The sequence below is a fragment of the Nitrobacter sp. Nb-311A genome, assembly GCF_000152905.1.
Taxonomy (GTDB): domain Bacteria; phylum Pseudomonadota; class Alphaproteobacteria; order Rhizobiales; family Xanthobacteraceae; genus Nitrobacter.
Genome location: NZ_AAMY01000004.1, coordinates 22,849 through 47,723, shown reverse-complemented (window position 1 = coordinate 47,723; position 24,875 = coordinate 22,849). Strand labels below are relative to the sequence as shown.

Sequence of the window (24,875 nt, the reverse complement as noted above, 5' to 3'; positions counted from 1 at the left end):
ATACTTATACTCAACATCAGTATAATAGGCGTCGATTGGGAGTATTTGTCATGTCCGTCCTTGAATTGCGACCATCGGCCCGGATCTATCCCAAGGTGCGGCATGCGATCCCCCGGATCGAATGGCCGGCTTACGCCAACGACGTTGATGCGATCATCGAACTGAAGAAGCGTCGCAACGCGGTCGTTCTTGCGCACAACTACCAGACGCCCGAGATCTTCCACGGCGTGGCCGATATCGTTGGCGACAGCCTTGCGCTGGCCCGCAAGGCAACCGAGGTGGAAGCCGACGTGATCGTGCTCGCCGGGGTGCATTTCATGGCCGAAACAGCAAAACTGCTGAATCCGTCAAAGACGGTCCTGATTCCCGACACCAGCGCCGGCTGCTCGCTCGCCGACTCGATCACGCCCGAAGATGTGCGGCTTCTGCGGCGCACCTATCCCGGCGTTCCGATCGTCACTTACGTGAACACCTCGGCCGCGGTGAAGGCGGAGTCGGACATCTGCTGCACGTCGGGCAACGCCAAAGCCGTCGTCGAGTCGCTCGGCGTCGAACGCGTCATCATGCTGCCCGACGAATATCTGGCGAAGAACATCGCCGCCGAAACCCATGTCAAGGTCATCGCCTGGGCCGGGCATTGCGAGGTGCATGAGCGCTTCAGCGCCGAAGAGGTGCGGCAGCTGCGCGACAATCACCCCGGCGTCGTCGTGCTGGCGCATCCGGAGTGTCCGCCGGACGTCGTGGCGGAATCGGATTTCGCCGGATCGACCGCCGCCATGGCGTCCTATGTCGCCGCCAGACGACCGCCCCGGGTCATGCTGCTAACGGAATGCTCGATGAGCGACAATGTCGCAGCCGATCATCCTGACCTCGAGTTCATTCGTCCCTGCAATCTGTGCCCGCACATGAAGAGGATCACGCTGGGGAATATTCGCCGCGCGCTGGAGTCGATGCAGCACGAGGTCACGATCGACGCAAGCATCGCTGCGCGCGCACGCCTCGCTGTCGAGCGAATGCTGTCCGTCGGATGACAACGCTTCATGACACCAACGGCGCGGCAGTCGTTATCGGCGGCGGCCTTGCCGGTTTGATGACGGCGCTCGCGCTGGCGCCGCGGCCGGTGCTGCTCTTGAGCAGCGCACCCTTGGGTCTCGAGACATCGAGCATTCTCGCGCAAGGCGGTATTGCCGCAGGCATCGGAGCGGACGACAACCCATCGCTGCATCTGGCCGACACCCTCGCTGCCGGGGACGGGCTTTGCGACGAGCGCGTGGCCGCGGCAATCCTCGCCGCTGCGCCGGCTGCGATCGAGCGGCTTTTGCAGCTCGGCGTGGCTTTCGATCGCGACGCCAAGGGTGATATCGCGCTTGGCCTTGAGGCAGCCCACTCGCGCCGCCGGATCGTTCATGCCGGAGGTGATGCGAGTGGCCACGACATCATTCGCACCCTGGCCCGCAAGGTCTATGAGACGCCTTCGATCACCGTGTGCGAGCCGACCCGCGCACAGCGGTTGATCGTCGAGGACAATGCGGTGAGAGGTGTCGTCTGCCAGACCGGGCGTGATTTCGTCACCTTCGTCACCGATCACATCGTGATCGCGACCGGAGGCATCGGCGGATTGTTTCTGCACGGAACCAATCCGGCGGGATCGTGCGGCCAGGGACTCGCGCTCGCGGCGCGCGCCGGCGCCATCATGGCCGACCTCGAGTTCATCCAGTTTCACCCGACGGCGCTCGACACCGGCTCCTTCCCGCTGAAACTAGTCAGCGAAGCAGTGCGCGGCGAAGGCGCGACTCTCATCGACGAAAACGGCGATCGCTTCATGGCTGATACACCCGGAGCCGAACTTGCGCCGCGCGATATCGTCGCACGCGCGGTCTGGCGGCACATGGCAGCGGGTCATCGCGTGTTTGTCAACGCAGCGCACATGCCTGGCATCGACTTCGCTAAACGTTTCCCGGCGATCACCTCATTTTGTCGCGATGCGGGAATCGACCCCCTGACACAGCCGATCCCGGTTCGTCCCGCCGCGCATTATCATATGGGCGGAATTGCCGTCGACAAACGCGGACGAACGTCCATTGACGGTCTCTGGGCCTGCGGTGAAGCCGCCTGCACCGGCCTTCATGGCGCCAACCGGCTCGCGAGCAACTCGCTTCTGGAGGCGGTCGTGTGCGCCGGCCTGGTCGCCCAGGATATCGCCGCCACGGCGCCTGCGAAACGACGCTTCCCCGGAACGACGGACACGGGCGCCGGCTGCGATCCGATCTTGATCCGGCCAATTCTGTCCCGCGCCGCCGGAGTTTTGCGTGACGGCGAAAAGCTGCGTGCAGCCGCGCGCGCGCTCTTGCCGCTTGCCACCTCCCGGCAGGCGGCGAGCGACCCGGCCATCGTCGCCCTGATGATCGTGATCGCCGCGCTTCGCCGTGAAGAAACCCGGGGCGCGCATGCACGCACAGACTTTCCCGAACGGGCGATCAGCGCGGCGCGAAGAACACTTCGCCTTTGCGATGCGTTCGATGCCGCACAAGACTGCATCCCCGATTTAGTTAGCTAGCTCGCACCCAAGGTCACAATGCCGCTCCCCGCCCTTCCGCGCATCATGATCGAACCGCTGGTTCGCATGGCCTTGCTTGAAGACGTCGGACGCGCGGGCGATCTCACGACCGACGCCATCGTACCCGTTGGCCACCGTGCCACGATCCTTATTGTCGCTCGCCAGCACGGCACCGTTGCCGGGCTCGAGCTTGCCCGGCTCGCTTTCGAACTTCTGGACCCGGCCATCCAGATGCACGCGGAGCACGAAGACGGTGCGACCGTCGAGCCTGGTGAGGTGATCGCGACCTTGTCGGGTCGGGCGCGCGGGATTTTGACAGCCGAGCGGGTCGCATTGAATTTTCTGTGCCGTTTGAGCGGAATCGCCACCGCGACGGCATCGATTGTTGCCGCGGTTCAAGGTCATGGCACGAAAATAGTCTGCACGCGCAAGACGACGCCGGGGTTGCGCGCTGTTGAAAAATACGCGGTCCGCGCGGGCGGAGGTAGTAACCACCGGTTCGGTCTCGACGATGCCGTTCTTATCAAGGACAACCACATTGCCATCGCCGGCAGCGTAACCGAAGCGCTGAAGCGCGCGAAGAACAGCGTCGGCCATCTCGTCAAGATCGAGCTGGAAGTGGATACGCTCGATCAACTGCGTGAAGCACTCGATCAGGGCGTCGACGCCGTGCTGCTCGATAACATGAGCGCCGACATGCTCCGCGAGGCCGTCGCGATGGCCCGAGGCCGGACGGTGACCGAAGCTTCCGGCCGCATTACGCCGGCAACCGCCACAGAGATTGCTTTAACCGGCGTCGATCTCATTTCGATCGGCTGGCTCACGCACAGCGTCGGCATTCTCGACTTCGGCCTCGATTTCAAAGACCAGACGAGCGCTTGATCCGACGTCGAGCGTCGCTCAGGTGGCCAGAGACGCGGACTCGGAGCTTACGCCTGATTTAATTTGAAGGCGGCCGTTTCCGAAAGGGATCCGCTGCTTCATCGTGCCCGTAGCGGCTGCTGATGAACATCAGGACCATCAATCCGCATCCGATGACGAGCGAAAAGAACGTGCCAAGACCCAACGCAATCCAGCCATGTTTTCCTATTTCGACGCCGGCGGTCTGATTCAAGATCGAAATCATCCACACGCCTGTAGCCAGCAATATGCCCGTCAGCGCAACGATAATAACGACTCTACCTTTGCTCATACTTTCCATCGCCGTGCCTTTCCTTTTGTGAATCTAGCTTCTGAATCCAGCCGCAGGCAACTCCGTTGGCAGATTTCGAATCCGGTCGCCCCTCTCAATTGATGTATCACAGATATATCTTTACTCGCATTCCCCGAGAAAAGGAACCCTGTCCAAACCCTTCCCGCAAAGATTTTACCGCTTGCGCGCCCCTTCCGTCAGCGCTCCACCGCGCTCACTCAAGATGATCCGGCAATATCCGAAGAAATACGACCACGTCTTGAGTTCTTCCGCGGTCCGATGTCGCCACAATCGGCTGATGAACCGCATTTCGGAACATTCGGTATGGCGAATGCTTTTATTTCCCACCACGGAAGGAGAAGCTGATGGGTATGGATGGAAGAACTGAAAACCTGATCTCGAGCGATAAGCATTCCGGGAAAGCCGTCTATGGTGCCGAAGATAAGAAGATAGGTTCGATCGAGTGCGTCATGATCAACAAGTCCAGCGGCGAACCGGCTTATGCTGTGCTGAGTGTGGGCGGATTTCTCGGTATGGGCGACGATCATTACCCGGTGCCATGGAAGCTGCTCAGATACGACTCCGAACTCGACGGCTATCGCAGCGACATTAGCGGAAATCGGTTGAAAGGAGCTCCCAAGCATGGCTCCGAGCTGTTCGATTGGACAGCTCGCCGTGCAGAGCTCGATGACTACTATAACGACGAAGTGATACGTCCAGGGTAAGCGGGCATCGTTCGGAGCGAGCAGGTCAGATTCAGTATGGCTGCTTCAACGCTCCTCTGGGTCTTGTTGGCCGGCCCGCTTGATGGAATCTTGCGCGTGTCGCCGGACAGCCTAAATTTAGGAACCTTGCTGCTCTGCAAGAATTAACTGCCTGGACGGGCTAACGCCTCTATCCCTCGTCCGCTTGGCCCGTCGGTGTCCCCCCTTCACCGGCGGGCTTTTTGAGACCTCTCTCCAGAACATAACCAACGGCTTAGCGGTGCGACAGGGCGTCTTTTGACATCCGACACTTTTGCGAGCGACTAGCAAGAAGATTACGCCTGAAACAGGCCACCGACATTCATTAATTCAAAACCATGGCTCAGGATCTTCTCGTCGCGGAGAGCTTCCATTAATCGCTGCAGTCCACATTGCCGGAAGTCAAAAGTCGTAAAAAAGTACCGGGGAAGGCGGGGCGTCGCATGCTCCGAAATTTAACATGCTGAGCGTGCCGACGCTGTGGGTCGTGTTCATTGTGAACTTCCTGGCGTTGGGTTTGGTCTGGACCTACGTCATGCGGAGCTATCCGACGCTGGCGGCTGCACCCTATTGGGCGGCGGCGTCCTTCGTCGCCGCTTTTTTTGCCGCAATATCCATACTGCGCGGGTACGTCGACCTGGAGCTTCCCCTGGTGATCGGCGGCGGCGGAGTGATCTTCACGATCTGCCTCTGCACGATGGGAATCCGGCGCTTCTACGAACGACCTGTCTCCTGGCAAACCACTTTCATCACAGTCGGTATGACCGTCGCCGGAGTCTCCTTTTTCCAGTATGTGCGCGACGACATGCCGATGCGCATCTTCATCTACTCCGCGGCTCAGGCCACACCGATCGCCATGACCTTGAAACTGGTGCTGTCGCGCGGGGAGGACCACATCAGTTCGGCAGCCCGGCTCGCGGGAATTGTTGGCGTACTTATCATCTGCATCACCATGATCAGGTCGGTCTGCGCCGTTTTCGAGATCGGCGGCGGAATATCGTTCGTCAACTTCAACGGTCTTCAAGCTGCCTTGACGTTAGCCCTCGTGTTCCTGTCGATGGTCTGGAATTTCGCGTTCCTTTTGATGGCGATTGAGCGACTACGCAACGAGGTTGTCGACCTTGCACTTGTGGATGACCTCACCGGCGTTGCTAACCGGCGACAGTTGCTCGGGCGGCTGGAGGAGAGATGCGCGATGTCGCAGCGCAGCGGCGAATCCTTCGTGATCCTCGTGGCCGACCTGGACGGCTTCAAGCAGATCAACGACACCCACGGTCATGCAGCCGGCGACGCCTGCCTCCGGCATTTCACGCTAATGACGCAGATGCAGCTGCGGCCCGGCGATCTGCTGGCGCGTACTGGCGGCGACGAATTCTGCGTCTTGTTACCTTCCACAACGCTGGGAGAGGGCGTGGAGATTGCGCGGCGCGTGCTGAATACCTGCCGCGAAGACGCCGCCGGATGCACCGGCGCCGATATTCCCATCGCGGCCTCTATCGGTCTGGCTCAATGGACCCGGGAGATCGGAGCTTGTTCGGAGCGTCTGCTCGCCGCTGCAGACCGTGCGCTCTATGCGGCCAAGAACGAGGGAAAAAACCGGTTTGCGTTCTGCGGGGACATTGCACCACCGCTTGCCCCGGAGCTGCCGCCACAACAGATTCCGTCGAATCAAAAAGCATAGGGCACCGTCGAGACCGGCGCGCGTTCCTGCATCGCAAACAAAAAGGACCGGCGTCGCCGCGCCGGCCCTTTTTCATCTCTTGAACGGAGGCTCCCCCTTTAGCGGGCGGCCTCCATGGCAGCTTGTTCTTGCTGTGCGATCGTAGTCTTCACCGCTGACTGCACCTTCTCGAAGGCGCGAACCTCGATCTGTCTCACGCGTTCGCGCGACACATTGAACTCGGCAGCGAGATCCTCCAGCGTCATCGGCTCATCTGCGAGGCGTCGGGCCTCGAAGATGCGGCGCTCGCGCGGATTAAGCACGCCCATTGCGCCGGTCAATGCGCGACGACGATGATCGAACTCCTCGTGTTCAGCCATGACGGCTTCCTGAGTGGGCGACTGATCGACCAGCCAGTCCTGCCATTCGCCGGCTTCGCCATCATCACGGATCGGAGCATTGAGCGATGCATCGCCACCGAGGCGGCGGTTCATGTCGACAACGTCCTGTTCCGTAACGCCGAGACGCCTGGCGATGAGCTTGACCTGATCCGGACGCATATCGCCTTCATCAAGCGCGGAGATCTTGCTCTTCGCCTTCCGCAAATTGAAGAACAGTTTCTTCTGGTTCGCGGTTGTGCCCATCTTCACGAGCGACCACGAACGCAGGATATACTCTTGTATTGACGCTTTGATCCACCACATCGCATATGTGGCGAGGCGAAAACCCTTCTCGGGCTCGAATCGCTTTACCGCCTGCATCAAGCCGACGTTGCCTTCCGAAACAACTTCGGATATCGGCAGGCCGTAGCCGCGATAGCCCATGGCGATCTTCGCCACGAGCCGCAGGTGGCTGGTCACCAGATGATGCGCCGCGTCGCGGTCGTCATGTTCGCGCAAACGCTTGGCGAACATGTATTCCTCGTGCGGTTCCAGCATCGGGAATTTGCGGATTTCCGCAAGATAACGAGAAAGTCCGGACTCTCCATTGAGCACCGGTAGGGTAGCAGTACGGGCCATGATTGCGCCCTCCACTGGTTCAGGCTCCCGACAGCGGCGAGCCCGGCAGGCAGTCCCTTGTTAAAGCCGACCACGCTGCGATGTTCCGCGTTGGATGTTCAACGCAGGTGCAGCATATACGAAGCGAGGCAAAAAAAGAAGAACAAAAAGTGATTACGTTTTCGTGATCACATCCCAAGCCTCTCTTATACTTGTTCTTTTTCGGAAATTGCGTCATTCCGCCGCCGTTAAGGCCGATCGAAGCAAGGCCAGGTCCTCCGGCAGACCCGTTTCCCAGCGCAGAATTTCTCCAGTCCGGGGATGTTCGATGACGAGAAGGGACGCGTGAAGGGCCTGCCGCCCGAGAGCGCTCAGGGCAGCCGCGGCCCGCGGGCCCAGATGATTGGCCTTGGTCCTGAAATGCGATCCATAGACGCCGTCTCCCATCAGAGGATGGCCGGCATGGGCGAGATGAACCCTAATCTGGTGTGTGCGGCCGGTGGCGAGCCGGCAGGCGAGAAGGGCCGCCACCGACTTACCGGCCGGATCATCAAAGGCCTGCACTACATCCCAATGGGTGATCGCTTCCCGCCCGCCTGCGCGTACGGCCATTTTTTCGCGTGCGTAAGGGTGCCGGTCTATCGGAGCGTCGATGGTGCCGTGGGGGCGGTTCGGCAGTCCCCAGACAAAAGCCAGGTAACCGCGCCGCATCGCTCCCGTGCGTCCGTGATCCGCGAACTGCGTGCTCAGTGACTTGTGTGCGGCGTCATTCTTGGCAGCCACCATCAGGCCGGTGGTGTCCTTGTCGAGCCGATGCACGATGCCGGGCCGGCAGACGCCGCCGATGCCGGACAGGCTCCCGCCGCAATGCGCAATGAGAGCGTTGACCAGCGTTCCGGCCTGGTGGCCCGCTCCGGGATGAACCACCAGACCCTTGGGCTTGTTGATGACGATGAGATCGTTGTCCTCGTAAACGATATCCAGTGCGATGGCCTCCCCTTGCGGTTTGGCCGATATTGGCGGCGGCACGCGGATTGTGATCGTATCTCCCGGAGCGACATGATAAGCGGGGTCGGAAACAGAGGGTGGACCGCTCGTCCGCTCCGCAGCAGACGCTTTTTTCACAACACTGACGTGGCCGGCGAGAATCAGGGATTTCAAGCGTGATCGCGATAGATCGGGGCTGTGAACGGCAAGGACGCGGTCAAGGCGCGCCGACCCCTCGTTACCGGTGACAACGACGTCCAGCCTCTGATCCGATGGTGAACCTTTGAGAGCCGAGCCTTGCATGACCGAGCCTTTGAACCCTGAACCGACGCCGGAACAGGCCGTGCTGTTCGCGCGGGTTCGGCGGATGATGTTGGTCGCTGGTCTGACCACGGCCCTCGCCGTGGCGGCCGTTTTGGTTGCTATCGGCTATCGCTTTTTCCGCGTCGAGGGAAGCAGGCCGGCGGCCGACGTCACCGCGACCCTGCCAAAGGATGCCAAGATCGTCGCAACTGCGGTCGCGGATGACCGCCTCGTGGTGACCCTCGATCTCGGCGGCTCCATCCAGATACGAATGTTCGACTTACGTACGTTGCGATCGGCCGGAACGCTGAGTTTCGCACGCGAGCCTTGATGTCGGGAGACACCTTGCAGCGTAGCGATTTCGAGGTTATTGCCTGTTCATACGCTCCCTTCGTCTAGCGGTTAGGACGCGGCCCTCTCAAGGCTGAAACAGGGGTTCGATTCCCCTAGGGAGCGCCAGTAAAATCAATAACTTACGGAGATTTCGCGGATATCGTCGAATATCAGTCGAATAAGCATCGGCGAACGACCGTGAACTACTATTCCACGAGCAAACGATTCAGTTTTGCAATTTGGGCGACTGGCTCCTCGGGAGATTTTCAACAGAGCCGCCAGGAATGGTGTCGCGAACCGTTCGTGATCAGGTCGAGCCATCTTGCGCGGAGACCGGCCTCTCGTAAATGCAGCGTTCTTGGGGGCCACCAGCGCGCGCTTGATCCTCGGTCCGCCCGCCCTCGAGCATCACACGAAGCACCCGGGTATCTTCGTCACTCGGGCTCTTGTCGAGAGCAAACTGCACCGCCTCGCGCCCGTCAGCGTCGGATCATGGTCATCTTGGAGACGATGAGTCCCGTCAGGGGCTGGATCCAATTTTTAGTCGTTGCATTCCTCCGGCTATACGACAAGGGCGAGACGACACGCGCGAGGCGACACGCGCTTGTGCATTAAGGCGGCACCTTGTTTGCGGCTCCATTCTCTCCTAGTTTGAGGGCAATGAACCACAAGCGGCACCTCAAGTTTCTCCCTCTCGCCAGGATGATGATGTTCCTGGCGGTAGGTACGCTTTTGGTTCAGACTATGATGATGTCGATTTCTCAGGTGTCGGCCGCCGCTGGCGTACTACCTGAGCCGGCGGTTGTCCTGAGCGGTTCTATGCACTACCACGGCCACCTCGCAGGCCACGTGCATGTCCACCATGGTGACATCGCCGAGGGCCATGTTCACAGTCAGGCCGATCGTCACCATGATGGCGACTTCGCACCGTTGTTGTGCATATTATTTTGCATGTCCGTTACCATTCCGACTGCACCCATTTTGTCTGATCCAACTGGGTTCGTCGGCTTTGTCCAACTGCCTCCATCGGAGCGCGCCGACGGCATCGATCCGGCCGCTCTGATCCGCCCGCCAAGTACCCCCAGCATCGCGTAGTCCGGGCGGCCTTTCGGCTGCTGCAAAATCGCATGTCTGAAGGGGTTTTGAATGTTCCTGAATCAATGCTGCCCGCGTGGGCAGTTCGCAAGGCTTGGGGCCATTGGATTTGGCTGTCTGTTTGCCTTGGTGCTCAGTATTTCCGTTTCGATAGCCCATGAGGGGCACGATCATGGCGACGATCAAAAATCGGCAGCCGCCTCGTCTGTGTTTCCTCGGGTGACGGCGCAATCCGCACGCTACGAAATCGTCGGTATCCTGAAGAACGGCAGTTTTTTGATTTTTATCGATGACGCTGTGTCCAACCAACCTGTCACGGATGTCAACTTGCAGGTCACGATCGGCGATTTCGAAGCGGTCGAAGCCAAGCGCGGCCCGAACGGCTATACAATTCCCTTTCCTGATCTGGGCCATTCCGGATCGACGGAGGTGATCTTCGCGATCAGTGGTGGAAAGGGTGACGACCTGCTCGTCGATTCCTTCATGCCCTCTCAGCCGATCCAACCGAACACGCGGCACAATTCGACACGGATTTCCCCGATGGGGACACTGGCAGTCCTTCTTCTAGCGGGAAGCATAATTGGTATTCTGTTCGGTTATCTGAGACGTCGGGGACGGCGCAACGCGGCCTCCATCGCCGGGCTGACATCTGGAGCTTGCTTGTTTCTGGCGGCCGTCGCATCCGCCGGATGGCAGAACGCGGGAATGTCGCCCAGCACGCCACAGCTACAAGCTCAAAGCGACGCCCCCCGACGGCTCTCGGACGGCACCGCGTTTGCTGCCAAGCCGACGCAGCGCCTACTGGATATCCGCACGGCTACCGCCGAACCCGGAACTGCGCGGCCAGCATTTAATTTGATCGGCCGTATTATCGGCGATCCAAACCGCAGCAGCATTGTCCAAAGCCTCTACGGCGGCCGCATCGTCCCCAACAACGGAACGTTGCCGCGGATCGGGCAGAAAGTCACCAAGGGAGAAACGCTTCTCCGGATCGAACCTTATCTGCCCGTGGCAGACCGCACGACGATTTCCGAGAAGATGGGGGAAATCGAGCAATTCATCGCGCTCGCTGAAACCAAGATTAATCGCCTCCGTCCGCTGGCTGAACGCGGCGCCGCGCCGATGGGTCAACTCCACGATCTTGAGAGTGAACTGGCAGGATTGCGGGCCCGACGCGAGACCATGCGTAACTCTCGTGGTGGCTTTGAGCTTTTGCGGGCATCGACCGATGGCATCATCACAGCGGCCAAGGCGGTGCCTGGTCAGGTCGTGCAGCCGCAAGACGTTCTGTTCGAAATCGCCGATCCTCAAGGACTCTGGGTCGAAGCATTGGCCTACGACGAGCTTGATCCCGCGGGTCCTGTCCAAGCGACGGCGTCAGATTCGGACGGCACCTCGTTTCTTTTGTCTTATCTCGGAACCAGCCGCGCGCTGAGGCAGCACGCGTCGGTGGTTCACTTCTCCATTCCGCAGCCCCCGTCGAGCCTTCGTATCGGTCAACCTGTCACCGTGCTCGTCCAGGGCGGCAGGGCGAAGGAGGGTCTGATCTTTCCGCGCGACGCCGTGGTCCAGACCAACAACGGCGAGAGCGTTGTCTGGGTGCATGTCGCCCCTGAACGTTTCGAGCCAAAACCCGTCCGGATCGAGCCGCTCGATGCCAAAAACATAATCGTCGCAGCTGGCCTTAATGCCTCCGATCGTGTCGTCGTGCGCGGCGCGGACCTCATCAACCAGATCCGCTAGGAGCCATCATGTTCAAGCTCATCGTGCAGACGAGTTTGCGCAATCGCCTGTTCGTACTGGCAGCAGCGGCAGTCCTGATCGCTTACGGCCTGTTCGTGCTTACGCGCATCTCGATCGACGTCTTTCCGGATATCAACCGACCGACAGTTAATATCTTGACCGAGGCGGAGGGGCTTGCCCCGCAAGAAGTCGAGCAACTCGTGACGTTTCCAATCGAAACCTCGATGAACGGAATGCCAGGCGTCATCCGCGTCCGTTCAGTCTCCGGCGTCGGACTTTCGGTGGTTTACGTTGAATTCGATTGGGGCGTCGATGTCTACCGGGCGCGCCAGTTCGTTTCGGAACGCCTCGCGCTGATCCGCGAGCAATTGCCGACCTCCGTGAATCCACGAATGGGTCCGGTCACCTCCATCATGGGCGAGATCATGTTGATCGCGCTCACCACGGAGGGCAAGGCGTCGGCGATGGACGTGCGCGAGATCGCCGATTTCGTGGTCAGGCCGCGGTTGCTCGCCATTCCGGGCGTCGCTCAGGTCATTCCCATCGGCGGCGAGGTCCGGCAATACCGGGTGACACCGAACGTTATGACGATGCAGGGGCTCGGCGTCACACACGAACAGATCGAGCGAGCTGTCACCCGCTTCGGAACAAACACCGGCGGCGGATTCATCGATCAGCACGGCCGGGAATTTTTGATCCGGAACGTGGGGCTAACAAGGAAGATCGACGACCTTGGCAATACCGTTGTTGCGGGGCTCGATCATCAGCCCATTTTGCTGAAGCAAGTGGCGCGGGTCGATTTTGCTCCGCGCGTCAAGCGAGGCGATGCCGGCTACAATGGCAAGCCAGCCGTCATCGTGAGCGTTCAGAAGCAACCCGCAGCGGATACCGTGGCGTTGACTCGTGAGATCGAAGCCACACTGCGAGACTTGCAGCTCACGATGCCTGCTGGAATCTCCGTCACCAACGTCCAATTCCGGCAGGCCACGTTCATTGAGACCTCTATCCGCAATGTCGAGCGAGTCCTGGTCGAGGCTTCGATCGTTGTCGCCTTGATCCTCTTCGTTTTCCTCGTCAACGCACGCGCGACCTTCGTGTCGCTAACGGCCATCCCGATATCGATCCTGGTGACCGCTCTGGTTTTCTTCGCCTTCGGGCTCACTATCAACACCATGACGTTGGGCGGCCTTGCGATTGCGATTGGCGAACTGGTCGATGACGCAGTCGTTGACGTCGAGAATATCCTGCGACGGCTACGGGAGAACCGCGCGCAGCGAAATCCCCGGCCCGTTCTCGACGTAATCGCGCAAGCGAGCCAGGAGGTCCGCTCCGGCATCGTCTATGCGACGATGATTACAGTCCTGGTTTTTGTGCCATTGTTCGCCCTTCCCGGAACCGAGGGGCGGCTGTTCACCCCACTCGGCATCGCCTACATCGTTTCCATATTGGCGTCTTTGCTGACGTCGGTGACCGTTACACCCGTCCTCTCCTACTATCTGCTCGCTGGAAAGGCTCATTCCCGCGCGCGCGACAGCATCGTCGTGCGAACGCTGAAGCAAGGCAATCGGCGGCTTCTCGCCTGGGCGTTCGATCGCTGGAGACTCGTTCTCGGCGCAGTCAGCATCGCGGTTCTGGTCGCCGGATATGCCGCGGTGATGTTGCCACGCAGGTTCCTCCCGCCATTCAACGAAGGCACGCTGGTGCTGTCCCTTCAGTACAATCCGGGAATTTCGCTGGTGGAGTCGAACCGTCTCGGCCTTTTGGCCGAACAGCTTCTGTCACGGGTGCCGGAGGTAAAATCAGTCGGACGCCGAACCGGCCGCGCCGAACTCGATGAACATGCGGAAGGAGTTCATTACAGCGAGATCGACGTCGATCTCGCGCCGTCGAAGCGACCCAAGACCGAAATTTACGCTGACATCCGGGACAAACTGTCAGCCTTACCCGCCTCCGTCGCAATCGGACAGCCAATCAGCCATCGGCTTGATCATTTGCAGTCCGGCGTTCGCGCCCAGATCGTCCTCAAGATCTATGGGCAAGACCTCGATACGCTGCGCCAATTGGCGGAAACCACCCGCCAGCGGTTGTCACCAATCTCCGGGCTGGTCGATCTCCAGGTGGAGAAACAGGTTCTCATTCCGCAGGTTCGGATCCAAGTCGATTATGAGCGTGCGGCACTTCACGGTCTCACCCCCGCCTCCATTACCCAGGCATTAGATACCCTTTCAAACGGCCGCAAGGTGTCGCAAATCGTCGATGGTAACAGGCGTTTCGACGTTGTCATGCGCCTGTCCGATCAGGACAGGTCAACCAGTGGTCTCCGGGATCTCCTGATCCCGACGCTGTCCGGATTCATTCCCTTGAAGGAGCTCGCAAAGGTCATCGAAACCGATGGGCCAAACCAGATCCAAAAGGAAGGTACGCAACGCAGAATCGTCGTTTACGGAAACGGCGACGGCCGTCGTGACATGAGCGAGATCGCGTCAGACATCCGGCGTGCCCTGGCCGAGATCAGTTTCCCGCAGGGATATACGACCAACCTTGAGGGGGCGTTCAAGGCGCAGGAGGAAGCGACGTGGCGGATCGGGGTTTTGTCGTTGGTGTCGCTGTCGATAATTTTCATCGTTCTTTACGGTCGATACCGATCGGCTGCGCTGGCTTTCATCATCATGGGTGGCATCCCCCTGGCGTTGATAGGTAGCGTGATCGCGTTGACCATCACGGGTGAGCCATTGTCGGTCGCCTCCATGATCGGCTTCATCACGCTCGCAGGCATCTCGGCCCGCAACGGGATTTTGAAAATATCTCACTACGTCAATCTTGCTGTGCACGGGGGTGAACGCTTCGGCCGCCGCCTGATCGTGCGGGGCAGTCTGGAACGCGTGACGCCCGTTCTTATGACGGCGCTTTGCGCGGGGCTCGCCCTGACGCCATTGCTGCTCAGCGCCGACGAGCCGGGTCGGGAAATCCTCCATCCCGTCGCTGTCACGATCTTCGGCGGCCTGCTGAGCGCAACGGCGCTCGACACCGTCGTGACGCCGATCCTGTTCCTATTGTTCGGCCGGAAGCCCTTGAGTCGCCTTCTGGCCGAGCACGCCGCAACTTCCAGGTTAGCGGAAGCTTTCTGAAATCGGCTCAAAAACGCTAAGGGAGAAATGCGATGCTCAAGTACGGTTTTCTGGCCATAATCTCCGTGATGACAGCCTCGTTCGATCCGGCAATGGCCCAGACGAAGAAGGGGGATCATGGCGGCCCCCTCGTCACCTCGCAGGGCCATCCAATCGAGTTCGTTCACAACGGCGAGGAGGTCATTTTCTATGTCGGTGACGACGATGGATCGCCTTTGCCGACCAAGGAGATGAAGGGCCGCGCAACGATCCAGCAAGATGGCAAGACTATCACCGTGCAGCTCAAGCCACTTAATCCTAACATGATGGTCGGCAAGACCGAGACCGAACTTGCAGCGCAGGCTCGCGTCGTATTCTCGGGCAACGTGCATGGTCATTCCCTAACCGCCCGATATACGGTCGAATGATCGCCAATGATCTGAGGGACCGTCGTTAGCCAACGTGGCTGTCGTTCGGACGGTCCCGAATAAAGTAAGACCAACGACGAGAGAGAACGACATCCCAGATTAACCTCATTGGTACAAAATGCTGTCGATACTTGCCAACCGCATCTATCGGCACCTTTTCGCGGCGCAAGTCATCGCCTTGATCGGCACGGGTCTGATGACCGTGGCACTCGGGCTACTGGCTTTCGAAATTGCTGGCGACAGGGCGGGAGCCGTGCTCGGCACTGCCCTTGCCATCAAAATGATAGCCTATGTCGGCATCGCCCCAATCGCCGGCAGCCTTGCAGGTCATGTGCCGCGCCGCTCATTTCTCGTGACCATGGATTTGATCCGAGCATCGGTTGCAATCGCACTGCCGTTCGCAACGCAGGTCTGGCAGATCTATCTTTTGATCTTCCTGCTACAAGCCGCCTCAGCGGCGTTTACGCCCACATTTCAGGCTACCGTCCCGGATGTGCTTCCGGATGAAGGCGACTACACCCGTGCTCTGTCGCTGTCTCGTCTTGCCTATGATCTCGAGAACCTTCTCAGTCCGGCGCTGGCCGCTGCGCTGTTGACGGTAATTTCTTTCAACGCCTTGTTCGCCGGCACCGTCATCGGTTTCTTGTTTTCAGCCCTGCTGGTCCTGTCGGTGCAACTCCCCTCTCCTGAGAGTACAGCAGCGAGTGTCGGTCAATCCTTTCGCAACAAAATCGCACGCGGCATCCGCATCTATCTAGCGACGCCTCGCTTGCGCGGACTGCTCGCTTTGAATCTCTCAGTGGCTGCGGCTGGTGCCATGGTCATCGTCAATACAGTCGTTCTAGTGCGCGGAGTTCTGGGGCGGCCGGATGGGGATGTCGCGATCGCTTTGGCTTGTTTTGGCGGCGGATCGATGTTCGCAGCCCTGCTGTTACCGTCCATGCTGGACCGGCTGCCGGATCGCGCTGTCATGATTTCCGCCGCTGGTCTGCTGATCCCTCAGCTCGTGATCCTCTCCGCCATATTGCGCGGCAACGCTTCACAAAGCCTGTGGCTGCTATTGCTTGGACTGTGGGCGCTGATGGGAGCGGGCTACAGCGCAGTGCAGACACCGACCGGGCGGCTGCTCCGCCGCTCGGCGGACACCTCCGACCGACCTGCTGTATTCGCCGCCCAGTTCGCGTTATCACATGCGTGCTGGCTTCTGACCTATCCGCTGGCGGGCTGGCTCGGCGAGACGGCTAGCCTATCTTTCACGGCGCTCGTACTAGCGGTCGTAACCCTTGTCGGCGTCACAGGAGCCTCGCTGATGTGGCCCGCGAACGAGCCGGAGGTCATCGAAAATAATCCTGACGTCACCTTATGATCCTCATCATGCCGATGCGTCCTAGAGAGTTGGTCCAACGATGCCCTCACAAATCGCTCCTCTCGGGCTATTCAAGCTTTGCATAGCGGTTTTTTTGTCCTGCTTACGCGGGCATCTTCAAATAAGGCCACCGCTAGCTAGGCTCCAAAAAGACTCCGACAGAGAGCACTGAAATATTTTTCCGATCGGGCGACCCGGTCTTGAATCCAAGCGCGCCTATGATCTAGTCTCGCTCCAGGGGATAGGCAGACTCCCCGATCAGACGGTTTCCGTCCAAACTCTGCGCGGCGCTCGATCTATCGAGGGGGTTGCGCGTGGAAGGAACCAAGCTCTCCATATCCCATTACGTATTGCTCTGTTCGGATGCCGAGCCAATTGTTGTTGGCTTCGGGCGGTTCCGATTTTGCAAGTTCGCCCTGGCTACGAAGTTTCGCTCTTCGCCAATCTTCGGAAAGCGTCGAGCAATGGCGAGACGAATCTCCGGACGGCCGCCAAGTTTTTACCCATTGCTCCATGACGATAGGCAGGGAGTTGCAACCCTGGATGTCATGGGCGTTACCGTACCCCAATGTGATGGGCTTCTCGCGTTCCCGGAGCGCGCTTGTTTCGATCCACGCGCCCGCGAGGGGCGCGACGCGCAGCGCGTGCGCACCGTTGACAAATACGACGTTTCGATCCACGCGCCCGCGAGGGGCGCGACGGCAGTGCGGAGACCATCTCATAGCCCTCATTCAAGTTTCGATCCACGCGCCCGCGAGGGGCGCGACATGCCGGAATCGCAAATTGCCCGCCGCGTCAAACTGTTTCGATCCACGCGCCCGCGAGGGGCGCGACCTGATTGAGAGGCTGCGGGAACGAGCGGCTACCAGTTTCGATCCACGCGCCCGCGAGGGGCGCGACCCTCGCGAAGAAACACGGCATTTCCTTCAAGCTGGTTTCGATCCACGCGCCCGCGAGGGGCGCGACCGGCAATCACCACGTAGACGAACCGTGCGAATTTGTTTCGATCCACGCGCCCGCGAGGGGCGCGACCCTGTCCGCCGTCTCGCCGGTCCGGAGAAGGAGAAGTTTCGATCCACGCGCCCGCGAGGGGCGCGACGACTATCCCGCAGTTGGAGCAGCACGTAAGGCTGTTTCGATCCACGCGCCCGCGAGGGGCGCGACCCTAAGATCGAAGGCGCGCGCTGGATGTCATGGGTGTTTCGATCCACGCGCCCGCGAGGGGCGCGACCCTGACATCATCCGGGGACAGCTTTAGCTTAAGCATCGTTTCGATCCACGCGCCCGCGAGGGGCGCGACCTTCAAGCGGGACTCGTGATGTTCCTCTCGTGTCAGGTTTCGATCCACGCGCCCGCGAGGGGCGCGACCTGCGCGAGGAAGACAGCGAGTTGTGGGTTACGTGGTTTCGATCCACGCGCCCGCGAGGGGCGCGACCCTCCCCTAATGCCTGTCAACCCTCCCCAGCAAAGTTTCGATCCACGCGCCCGCGAGGGGCGCGACCGGACCAGATCCACGCGAGATCGAGCGTCACCACGTTTCGATCCACGCGCCCGCGAGGGGCGCGACGCCTAGCTCCATCTACTGCCCGCCTTGTGGCGTTTGTTTCGATCCACGCGCCCGCGAGGGGCGCGACTTTGTCATCGAGATATTCAGCCAACGACACCAGTGTTTCGATCCACGCGCCCGCGAGGGGCGCGACTTGTGTACGTTCACACTCAGAGATTCGCGGTTGAGTTTCGATCCACGCGCCCGCGAGGGGCGCGACGACGCTCTGAAAGGCTCTCTGCCATTGCGTTGATGTTTCGATCCACGCGCCCGCGAGGGGCGCGACTACGACATCACGCCGGAACAGGAACGTGAAATCGTTTCGATCCACGCGCCCGCGAGGGGCGCGACCATCATAGAGCCATGCGGCGTAATACGCGTCTAGTTTCGATCCACGCGCCCGCGAGGGGCGCGACGGTGCTCGCACTTTCCTGGATGCCCGAACGGACGTTTCGATCCACGCGCCCGCGAGGGGCGCGACCGATAAACGAGGCGTCATACTTGGTGGCGTTCCTCAGTTTCGATCCACGCGCCCGCGAGGGGCGCGACTTGTTTTTTCCTTCATGCACACTGCTCAAGCGATGTTTCGATCCACGCGCCCGCGAGGGGCGCGACTTCCCGCCTTTCGCCCCCAACCACTTCCTTTTTGGTTTCGATCCACGCGCCCGCGAGGGGCGCGACCAATAGGTCCGCGCCCATACGTTGTTTTCCATCGTGTTTCGATCCACGCGCCCGCGAGGGGCGCGACCTCTCGTTCTGCGCTCAAACTCTCGCAGTTCGCGTTTCGATCCACGCGCCCGCGAGGGGCGCGACTCTGGATCATGGTGGGACGACCGAGGAAGATCGGGTTTCGATCCACGCGCCCGCGAGGGGCGCGACTAGGTCGTGCGGCTTAGTGTCTGCCCATATGGGAGTTTCGATCCACGCGCCCGCGAGGGGCGCGACCGAGCAAGACAATGATTTACGCAACGTTAGACAATGTTTCGATCCACGCGCCCGCGAGGGGCGCGACTCGGGGTAAAGGTCACCCCATCTCTGGTCTAGCAGTTTCGATCCACGCGCCCGCGAGGGGCGCGACCTGTGGGAGCGTCAGTCTGGTGAGTTTTCTCGCAAGTTTCGATCCACGCGCCCGCGAGGGGCGCGACCGCAGTACAATGATCAGGGCCTCAACATGCTGCCAGTTTCGATCCACGCGCCCGCGAGGGGCGCGACCCCGGCGTCGCTTAACACGGCTCACGATCTTGGGAAATACTGCCAGCGGCGCGAAACTACGGCCAATGAAGCTACTACACCCGGGATGCAACCAAGCATCAAATGGATTCTTTTTACGATTTCAAACAGCTACCGTAGTCGCGAACCACCCGGGAAATGGTGGCACGCTTGTGTTTCGCGCTTACTCTCACACGATGAGCGGACCGCCTAGATCCACGGCGGCTTTGGCTCCGACATGTTCGACCCGGCGATGCCAATTGGCTCCGAGGTAATAATAGCGCAAGCTGTCATGTGTGGGATCAATCACGCCTTCGAGCCGGGCCTTAAGTGCGGCCCACTGCGCCGGATCGACTTCAATTTCGAACACCGAGAACTGCACCCGCTGACCATAATCCTGACATGCTCGTGCTACGCGGCGGAGGCGTCGTGCACCGCCAGGCTGTGTCAAGCTAACGTCGTAGGTCACAACCACCAACATCTGGCTTCCTATTTCCAAAACCAGGGAGGGTAAGCATCAAGATCACCACGCAAATGCCGAGCGAGAAGCTGCGCCTGCAAGTAAGGCACCAACCCAAATGGTGCCATTTCGTCCAGAAATGGATGCCTACGTTCCTCTTTCTTACGGTCTTGCCAAGCGGTCAGCACCGTCTTGCGACCCACTTCAGACAACAGCACCGCGCCGCCGTCACGTGTCTCAAAATCGCCACTGCGCACTTGACGCCGATTGATGAGTGACAGCGCGAGCCGATCGGCCAGCACCGGCCGCAATTCCTCCATCAGGTCGAGCGCCAAACTCGGTCGTCCCGGCCGGTCGCGATGCAGAAAACCCACAGCCGGATCGAGGCCGACGCTTTCCGCAGCGCTGCGGCAGTCGTGCGTGAGCAGCGTGTAAAGGAACGACAACAGCGCATTCACCGGATCAAGTGGTGGCCGCCGGCTCCTGCCGTTAAAGCGAATGTCGGGATCGGGCCCGCGGATCAGATCGCCGAACACCGCAAAATAATTGTTCGCCGCCTCCCCTTCCGCACCGCGCATAACGTCGGCTCCCTCCTTCGTGAAGGCGACCCGACGTAAAATCTGTTCCATACGGTCAACAGCCGCTCTAATCGCGGAGCAACGTTCGGAGGGCATTTCCTCGCCATGATCCCGCAAAACGCGCAGCAGCACGGAGCGTTGATTCGCAATCTTCGCAGAGACGATGCTGCGCACGATCTCGTCCGGCTGCTCGGAGGCTCGATACTGTGCACGGCGAAGCAGCACATTACCGCTGATCGGCCCCTCGACGCGCGCCTCGAAGCGTCCCTGCCGGTCGAGCAGCACCAGCGTGATGCCAGCCCGAGCCAACGCACCAATCAGCGGTGGGGACACAGATATTGCCCCGAACACAACGACTGCGCCCAGCATGTGTAGCGGTACACGGCCACGCTCGACGCCATCAACATCGGCGACGACGTTCTCACCGTCCTTGCGCAATCTTGCGGCCTCGGTCGTGGCATAGAGCGTATTGAGCAGCTTCTTCATGACGTGGGCTCGTCGGCCGCAGATCCCAACGCAAACGCCGCCGCGATGGCGCGCTGGCGGAAACTCAACGCAGATTTCGTCATAGCCTGTGGCCGGCACAGCTCAACCAGCGAACAGGCGCGGCAACGGCTCGCCTTCCACACCGGCGGCGGTGTGCGGCCTTCGCCCACAAGAGCACCGAAGACAATGGCCGTGCCTTCGGTGAGCTTGCGTAACTCGGCGTCGAACGAAACGACAACTCGGCGCTTTGTCTCGCCGTAGAACAGCGCACCCGTGCGCACTGGACGGTCCGTCATTTCCTCAAGGCAGAGCGCCTGCGCACAGAGCTGCACTTCGTCGGCGCGATGCAGCTTCGGTTTGCCGCGCTTGTATTCGATGGGAAAAGCGGTCTCGCCGTCCGGGCCGGCGTGGAATTCGACCACGTCCGCGACACCGACGATGTTGAGGCGTTTGCAGGCGAGCGGCAGCGCATTGACGCGGCGCACGCCGCGGCTTTTGCGCGAGCCCGCCTCGTGGGCCACGCCATGAAAGACGCGGCCCTCGGCGGTAAGACGGTTTTCGGCCCAGACGCGCTCGATATGGATGAGCGCTGCCTGACGCAGGCAATAGACCGCGTGCTGAAGCGCGGAGATGGGGATGGGACTGTCGAGCTCCAGCGCGACCATGACCGCCTCACGCCCACTCCTCGATCTCCACCCCCTCCGGCAGCTCGTTGCGGTCGATCTCGATCGCGTAGTCTGCGAACTCTCGCGCAGGCGGCAGATTGTCGAGGCGGCGGTCGATCTTGCGGAACTCGTCATCGACGCCGCGGCCGACCTTCACCCGGTCAAACAACTCGTGGGCCGGCGCATTGCCGAGCGGATTGGCATGCTTGAAGGCAATTGCCTTTCGCATCGCCATTTCGCCGCGCGCCGCCGAGCGATCGTGCTCGAACATCGAGGTGAGCGCCTCGCGCAACGCATCGAGATCGGCGTCGGAAAAACCCGTCCGCTCGGCGAGTTTGGCCGAGACGAACCCGTGGGAGCGATAGAGGCCGTAAGGCACAATGTATTTGCGGCCCATGGTGCGGTTGTCGGTCCGGTCGTTGCCCTCTTCCTGACCTTCGGCACGCAGGGTCTTTTCCGCTGGAGTGGTCGCCGCCATGCGGGTAATGGTGATTTCCTGCGGCACGATCGGTTCGACCGACTGGGCAAAAGTCATTTGCACCGGTCCGCGCACCTGACCGGCGTTGATGCCAGTTGACATCACCGCGCCGAAGGCACGGACATCGAAGAAATTGCGACACATGAAGTCGCGCAGACGAGCGGCCTCATCCTCGCTCTTCGGATTGAGCTTGGTGTCCTTGGCCACCTTGTCGTCGCCGGGGCGCACCGCCAAATAGGCTTTGCGATGCTGCTCGTTCAGGATGGCTCCTTCCTGAACGTAGATGTTGAAACCAGCGACGCCATTCCTGGCGAATTCGATGTAGTTTCGTACCTTGCGCTTGAGACTTACATCCGAAACCAGACCGTGATTGGTCTCGGGATCGAGCCGCGGGAGATTACCGGCATCCGGGTCGCCGTTCGGGTTCCCCCTCATTACATCGAACAGCAGCACGAAATCATAGCGGTTAGCGAGCGCGGTCATCGGATAGTCCTTCTAGTCAGCCGGTTGGTTCGTTTTGGGTTTGAAGAATTCGTTTCGCTGATGGTAATACCCGAGCCCGAACAGCGACTGTTCCTGGGCCGAGAGCGAGGCGGGGAAAGGCTCATCGCCCGGCGACATCTGCTCCATGATGCCGCCAATCGCATCTTGCAGGAACCTAAGCGAGCCGATAGAGGTCCTCCCGACCTTAGACAAATGATTGGCCGAATTCTTCTCCAGAATAGCAAAGACTTTGCGCGGCTGAGCAGAGGCGGCACCGTAAAACTTGTCCTTAATTGTCGCGTTGATCTTGTCGCCTAGTGCCCTTGCCTGTGCGTACTCGTAGGCAGCGAACAAGCGCCCCAGCAGATAGCCTTTGTTTTTGTTCTCTAGGTCGAGCGACACGGAAGCCTCCCTTTCGTTCTTGAAATTGCGAATGACGAGCGCTTTGAGAATGGCAACTCGCAAGGCGTTGACCTCGCCATCAGCGCGGATCCGCATCAGGACCGTCGCAAGAAGGGGCTGCGGATAGGCCGCGCCCGTCAGAATGGAGCGCATCCATTCGCCGGCGAGGTTGGGATGCACGTTCTCGCGTTTGCCGAGCACAGCCGTCTCGATCAAATAGCGCCACAACGGTGGATTAGGCTCTCGGGGCGGCGGCTCGATCTGCATGTCGGCGACAAACTGCTGATAGTTTTCGGCCAACACCCCAAAATCATTGTCGAACCAGAAGCGGATCGATAGCCGCGCGGCATTCGGCGCAAGGCCAAGGACATGAAAGCGCACACCTCGCGAAAGCTCTGGCGCGGCCTCTTTCAAGGGCTGCCCCTTGCGGATGCGTTCGAGAATATCGCCAACCTTGCGGGTTTCGACCTCCTCGTTCACCTCCTCGAACATCGCGGCGAAGGCATCTTCCGCCATTTCCGCCGTGGCAGCATCGGACGCATCCGCCCAAAACACTGTCGATGCATCGCCGATCTGGATACGGTTGCGGCTGCCCTTTGCGAGAAACGCATTAAGCGCGGTAGTATATCGAAATACGGCGGCCTCGGAAACCGGAGCATTGTCACCCTGTTCGTGTCCGTAAGACTCAAAGGATTCCTGATTGAAGGCGACGATTGAGGCACCTGATGATTGAGCACCCCACACGCCCTTAATCGATGGATGCAGCCGCGCAATTGTCGCTTCGTCGCCGTTGATCAGACAGACGGCCTTTGCCGCTTCTTCTGGTGAATTCAACTTCTCCCAAAGCGATTTCGCAGCGAGACGGTCGTGCAAATAGACATTATTCCGACGCTCGCTTTCGAGTGCAAAAACGACATTCTGATCCCTCACTTCATCTGGCCAATGTAGATCTGCAAATTGCGTTGGCGTCCAATGTTCAAGAAAACGGCGCAGAGCAACCAGACCAACATCATCGGCGTGATTTAATGCTTCGAGGTGGTGCCTGACAAAAGCTGCATGCTCGTCAGCCAGACGCTTCGACTTCTTATCGTCCCTGGCCGTGATACCGAGAGTATATGATGTGTTTCCCCAAAGAAAATTCGGTGAAATATTCACCGACTTCTTGCTAGGCTGAGGCACCTGCATAAGGCGATGTGATTTCTTCCTATCCTCACTCCGTAGATCAGTCACACTGACCACCGCACCATCATCGCTCAGCGATATAACAAATCCAATCTTTTCCGCCGAGTAGCCAAACAGCGGCGCGTCTTTGATGCGATCATAAGCCTTCGCCAGCGCTGCAAGAATGCTCATCGCCTGATCTCCGAAGAGGCGGGCGCCGGCACGTTCACAACACCGCGATCGAGGTGCGCGCGAAACAGCAGGGACGGCTTTCCTTTCGCCGCATGATCAATGTCCCACAGCATGAAGCCGAGGTCGCGGGTTTCGTCGATCGCCACAGGTAGCGGTGCATCAGCGGGAATCAGCTCGAACTTTGCGGCGAATTCCCGGGTGCCGAGACAGGGCTGATGGAAACACTGGCCGCGAGCGGCACGGCGGTTGAAGATGTCGAGATGCTTGCCCTCTTTTTCATTGGCATCGGATTTCACCGTCAATTGGAAATTTGCCTCGATGACATAAGCCACGTCCGCCAAAACGGTCGAGGCGCGCTGTTGACGGTCCTTATCAGCGAGCAGGTGCAAGCCTTTGAGAGTACCGCGGTTCATCGCGGTTTTGATCTTGCTCGCAGACGCCTTGCTGCCGACCTCGTTACGACGGATCGACTGGAAACGGATCGGCTTGAGCACATGAATTCGGTCAACCACCCAACGGATCGTCGGCTTCCAGTGGATTGCTTCGAGGATTCCCCGCGCAGCGGACGGCGTCATCACATCATAGGAGACGCGCTCGACCTTCATCTCGGGTCGGGTAAAACATGCGTGGTCGCCCCACACCTTCAAGCGAACGCCGTACAACGCAATCTCCTCGCTAATGGTATTAGAGCGAAATACCTAAT

General features: G+C 59.9%; 20 protein-coding genes, 1 tRNA gene and 1 CRISPR repeat array. Of the genes, 12 read left to right on the top strand and 9 right to left on the bottom strand.

The window, feature by feature from the left end:
• Positions 1 to 50 precede the first annotated feature (50 nt).
• From nadA to nadC, 3 genes are read left to right on the top strand one after another with little or no spacing between them, the layout of a single operon-like run.
• Entirely contained in the window at positions 51 to 1,031 is a 981-nt protein-coding gene (gene nadA / locus NB311A_RS01930) for a quinolinate synthase NadA (RefSeq protein WP_009796730.1), read from the top strand.
• A complete protein-coding gene (locus tag NB311A_RS01925; protein WP_009796729.1) occupies positions 1,028 to 2,557 on the top strand; it encodes an L-aspartate oxidase in 1,530 nt (509 codons plus the stop codon). Before nadA ends, NB311A_RS01925 begins: the two co-directional genes overlap by 4 nt.
• A gap of 18 nt (positions 2,558 to 2,575) precedes the next feature.
• On the top strand, positions 2,576 to 3,439 hold the full coding sequence (gene nadC / locus NB311A_RS01920; protein WP_009796727.1) for a carboxylating nicotinate-nucleotide diphosphorylase: 864 nt from the start codon (positions 2,576 to 2,578) through the stop codon (positions 3,437 to 3,439).
• A gap of 58 nt (positions 3,440 to 3,497) precedes the next feature.
• On the opposite strand, the gene NB311A_RS01915 is transcribed toward nadC, so the two are convergent.
• A complete protein-coding gene (locus NB311A_RS01915; protein ID WP_040673757.1) occupies positions 3,498 to 3,758 on the bottom strand; it encodes a hypothetical protein in 261 nt (86 codons plus the stop codon).
• A gap of 362 nt (positions 3,759 to 4,120) precedes the next feature.
• On the opposite strand from NB311A_RS01915, the gene NB311A_RS01910 reads away from it, so the two are divergent.
• Both NB311A_RS01910 and NB311A_RS01905 read left to right on the top strand, forming a co-directional pair.
• Positions 4,121 to 4,474 (top strand): PRC-barrel domain-containing protein, encoded by a 354-nt coding sequence (locus NB311A_RS01910; protein WP_009796724.1) that lies wholly within the window; start codon positions 4,121 to 4,123, stop codon positions 4,472 to 4,474.
• 478 nt (positions 4,475 to 4,952) lie between these two features.
• Positions 4,953 to 6,173, top strand: a complete 1,221-nt coding sequence (locus tag NB311A_RS01905; RefSeq protein ID WP_009796722.1) for a GGDEF domain-containing protein — start codon at positions 4,953 to 4,955, stop codon at positions 6,171 to 6,173.
• 98 nt (positions 6,174 to 6,271) lie between these two features.
• On the opposite strand, the gene rpoH is transcribed toward NB311A_RS01905, so the two are convergent.
• Positions 6,272 to 7,171 carry an RNA polymerase sigma factor RpoH gene (gene rpoH, locus NB311A_RS01900; protein WP_040673773.1) on the bottom strand — a complete coding sequence of 300 codons (900 nt, stop codon included), beginning with the start codon at positions 7,169 to 7,171 and terminating at the stop codon, positions 6,272 to 6,274.
• 213 nt (positions 7,172 to 7,384) lie between these two features.
• Positions 7,385 to 8,440: an RluA family pseudouridine synthase gene (locus NB311A_RS01895; protein WP_009796720.1), complete on the bottom strand. Its 1,056-nt coding sequence runs from the start codon at positions 8,438 to 8,440 to the stop codon at positions 7,385 to 7,387.
• Between NB311A_RS01895 and NB311A_RS01890 the strand changes: the two genes are divergently transcribed.
• The 7 genes from NB311A_RS01890 (at position 8,439) to NB311A_RS01860 (ending at position 16,512) form a co-directional block, all read left to right on the top strand.
• Positions 8,439 to 8,771 (top strand): hypothetical protein, encoded by a 333-nt coding sequence (locus NB311A_RS01890; protein WP_009796719.1) that lies wholly within the window; start codon positions 8,439 to 8,441, stop codon positions 8,769 to 8,771. The two genes, NB311A_RS01895 and NB311A_RS01890, sit on opposite strands and share 2 nt — an antisense overlap.
• 53 nt (positions 8,772 to 8,824) lie before the next feature.
• Positions 8,825 to 8,899: transfer RNA gene (locus tag NB311A_RS01885), tRNA-Glu, on the top strand.
• A 534-nt stretch (positions 8,900 to 9,433) separates the two neighbouring features.
• Complete coding sequence (locus NB311A_RS01880; RefSeq protein ID WP_040673755.1) at positions 9,434 to 9,868, top strand: hypothetical protein; 435 nt, start codon at positions 9,434 to 9,436, stop codon at positions 9,866 to 9,868.
• Between the two features lie 51 nt (positions 9,869 to 9,919).
• Positions 9,920 to 11,611, top strand: a complete 1,692-nt coding sequence (locus NB311A_RS01875; RefSeq protein WP_009796717.1) for an efflux RND transporter periplasmic adaptor subunit — start codon at positions 9,920 to 9,922, stop codon at positions 11,609 to 11,611.
• A gap of 8 nt (positions 11,612 to 11,619) precedes the next feature.
• Complete coding sequence (locus NB311A_RS01870; protein ID WP_009796716.1) at positions 11,620 to 14,739, top strand: efflux RND transporter permease subunit; 3,120 nt, start codon at positions 11,620 to 11,622, stop codon at positions 14,737 to 14,739.
• A 32-nt stretch (positions 14,740 to 14,771) separates the two neighbouring features.
• A complete protein-coding gene (locus tag NB311A_RS01865) occupies positions 14,772 to 15,146 on the top strand; it encodes a hypothetical protein (RefSeq protein WP_009796715.1) in 375 nt (124 codons plus the stop codon).
• 118 nt (positions 15,147 to 15,264) lie between these two features.
• Positions 15,265 to 16,512, top strand: a complete 1,248-nt coding sequence (locus tag NB311A_RS01860; protein WP_009796714.1) for an MFS transporter — start codon at positions 15,265 to 15,267, stop codon at positions 16,510 to 16,512.
• 603 nt (positions 16,513 to 17,115) lie between these two features.
• A CRISPR array of direct repeats spans positions 17,116 to 19,270; the repeat unit is 32 nt; unit sequence GTTTCGATCCACGCGCCCGCGAGGGGCGCGAC.
• A 187-nt stretch (positions 19,271 to 19,457) separates the two neighbouring features.
• Here the strand turns inward: NB311A_RS01860 and cas2 are convergent.
• Genes cas2 through cas5c form a run of 6 tightly spaced genes read right to left on the bottom strand, consistent with a single transcriptional unit; the run spans position 19,458 to position 24,834 of the window.
• Positions 19,458 to 19,748, bottom strand: a complete 291-nt coding sequence (gene cas2 / locus NB311A_RS01855; RefSeq protein WP_009796709.1) for a CRISPR-associated endonuclease Cas2 — start codon at positions 19,746 to 19,748, stop codon at positions 19,458 to 19,460.
• 8 nt (positions 19,749 to 19,756) lie between these two features.
• Entirely contained in the window at positions 19,757 to 20,791 is a 1,035-nt protein-coding gene (gene cas1c, locus NB311A_RS01850; protein ID WP_009796708.1) for a type I-C CRISPR-associated endonuclease Cas1c, read from the bottom strand.
• Entirely contained in the window at positions 20,788 to 21,456 is a 669-nt protein-coding gene (cas4, locus tag NB311A_RS01845; RefSeq protein WP_009796707.1) for a CRISPR-associated protein Cas4, read from the bottom strand. The genes cas1c and cas4 overlap by 4 nt, the downstream gene beginning before the upstream one ends.
• A 7-nt stretch (positions 21,457 to 21,463) precedes the next feature.
• Positions 21,464 to 22,417, bottom strand: coding sequence for a type I-C CRISPR-associated protein Cas7/Csd2 (gene cas7c / locus NB311A_RS01840; protein ID WP_009796706.1), 954 nt, complete (start codon positions 22,415 to 22,417; stop codon positions 21,464 to 21,466).
• A 12-nt stretch (positions 22,418 to 22,429) separates the two neighbouring features.
• Positions 22,430 to 24,172: a type I-C CRISPR-associated protein Cas8c/Csd1 gene (gene cas8c / locus NB311A_RS01835; RefSeq protein ID WP_009796705.1), complete on the bottom strand. Its 1,743-nt coding sequence runs from the start codon at positions 24,170 to 24,172 to the stop codon at positions 22,430 to 22,432.
• The gene (cas5c, locus tag NB311A_RS01830; protein ID WP_040673754.1) at positions 24,169 to 24,834 is read right to left on the bottom strand and encodes a type I-C CRISPR-associated protein Cas5c; all 666 of its coding nucleotides are present in this window, start codon (positions 24,832 to 24,834) and stop codon (positions 24,169 to 24,171) included. The genes cas8c and cas5c overlap by 4 nt, the downstream gene beginning before the upstream one ends.
• Between the last annotated feature and the right edge of the window lie 41 nt (positions 24,835 to 24,875).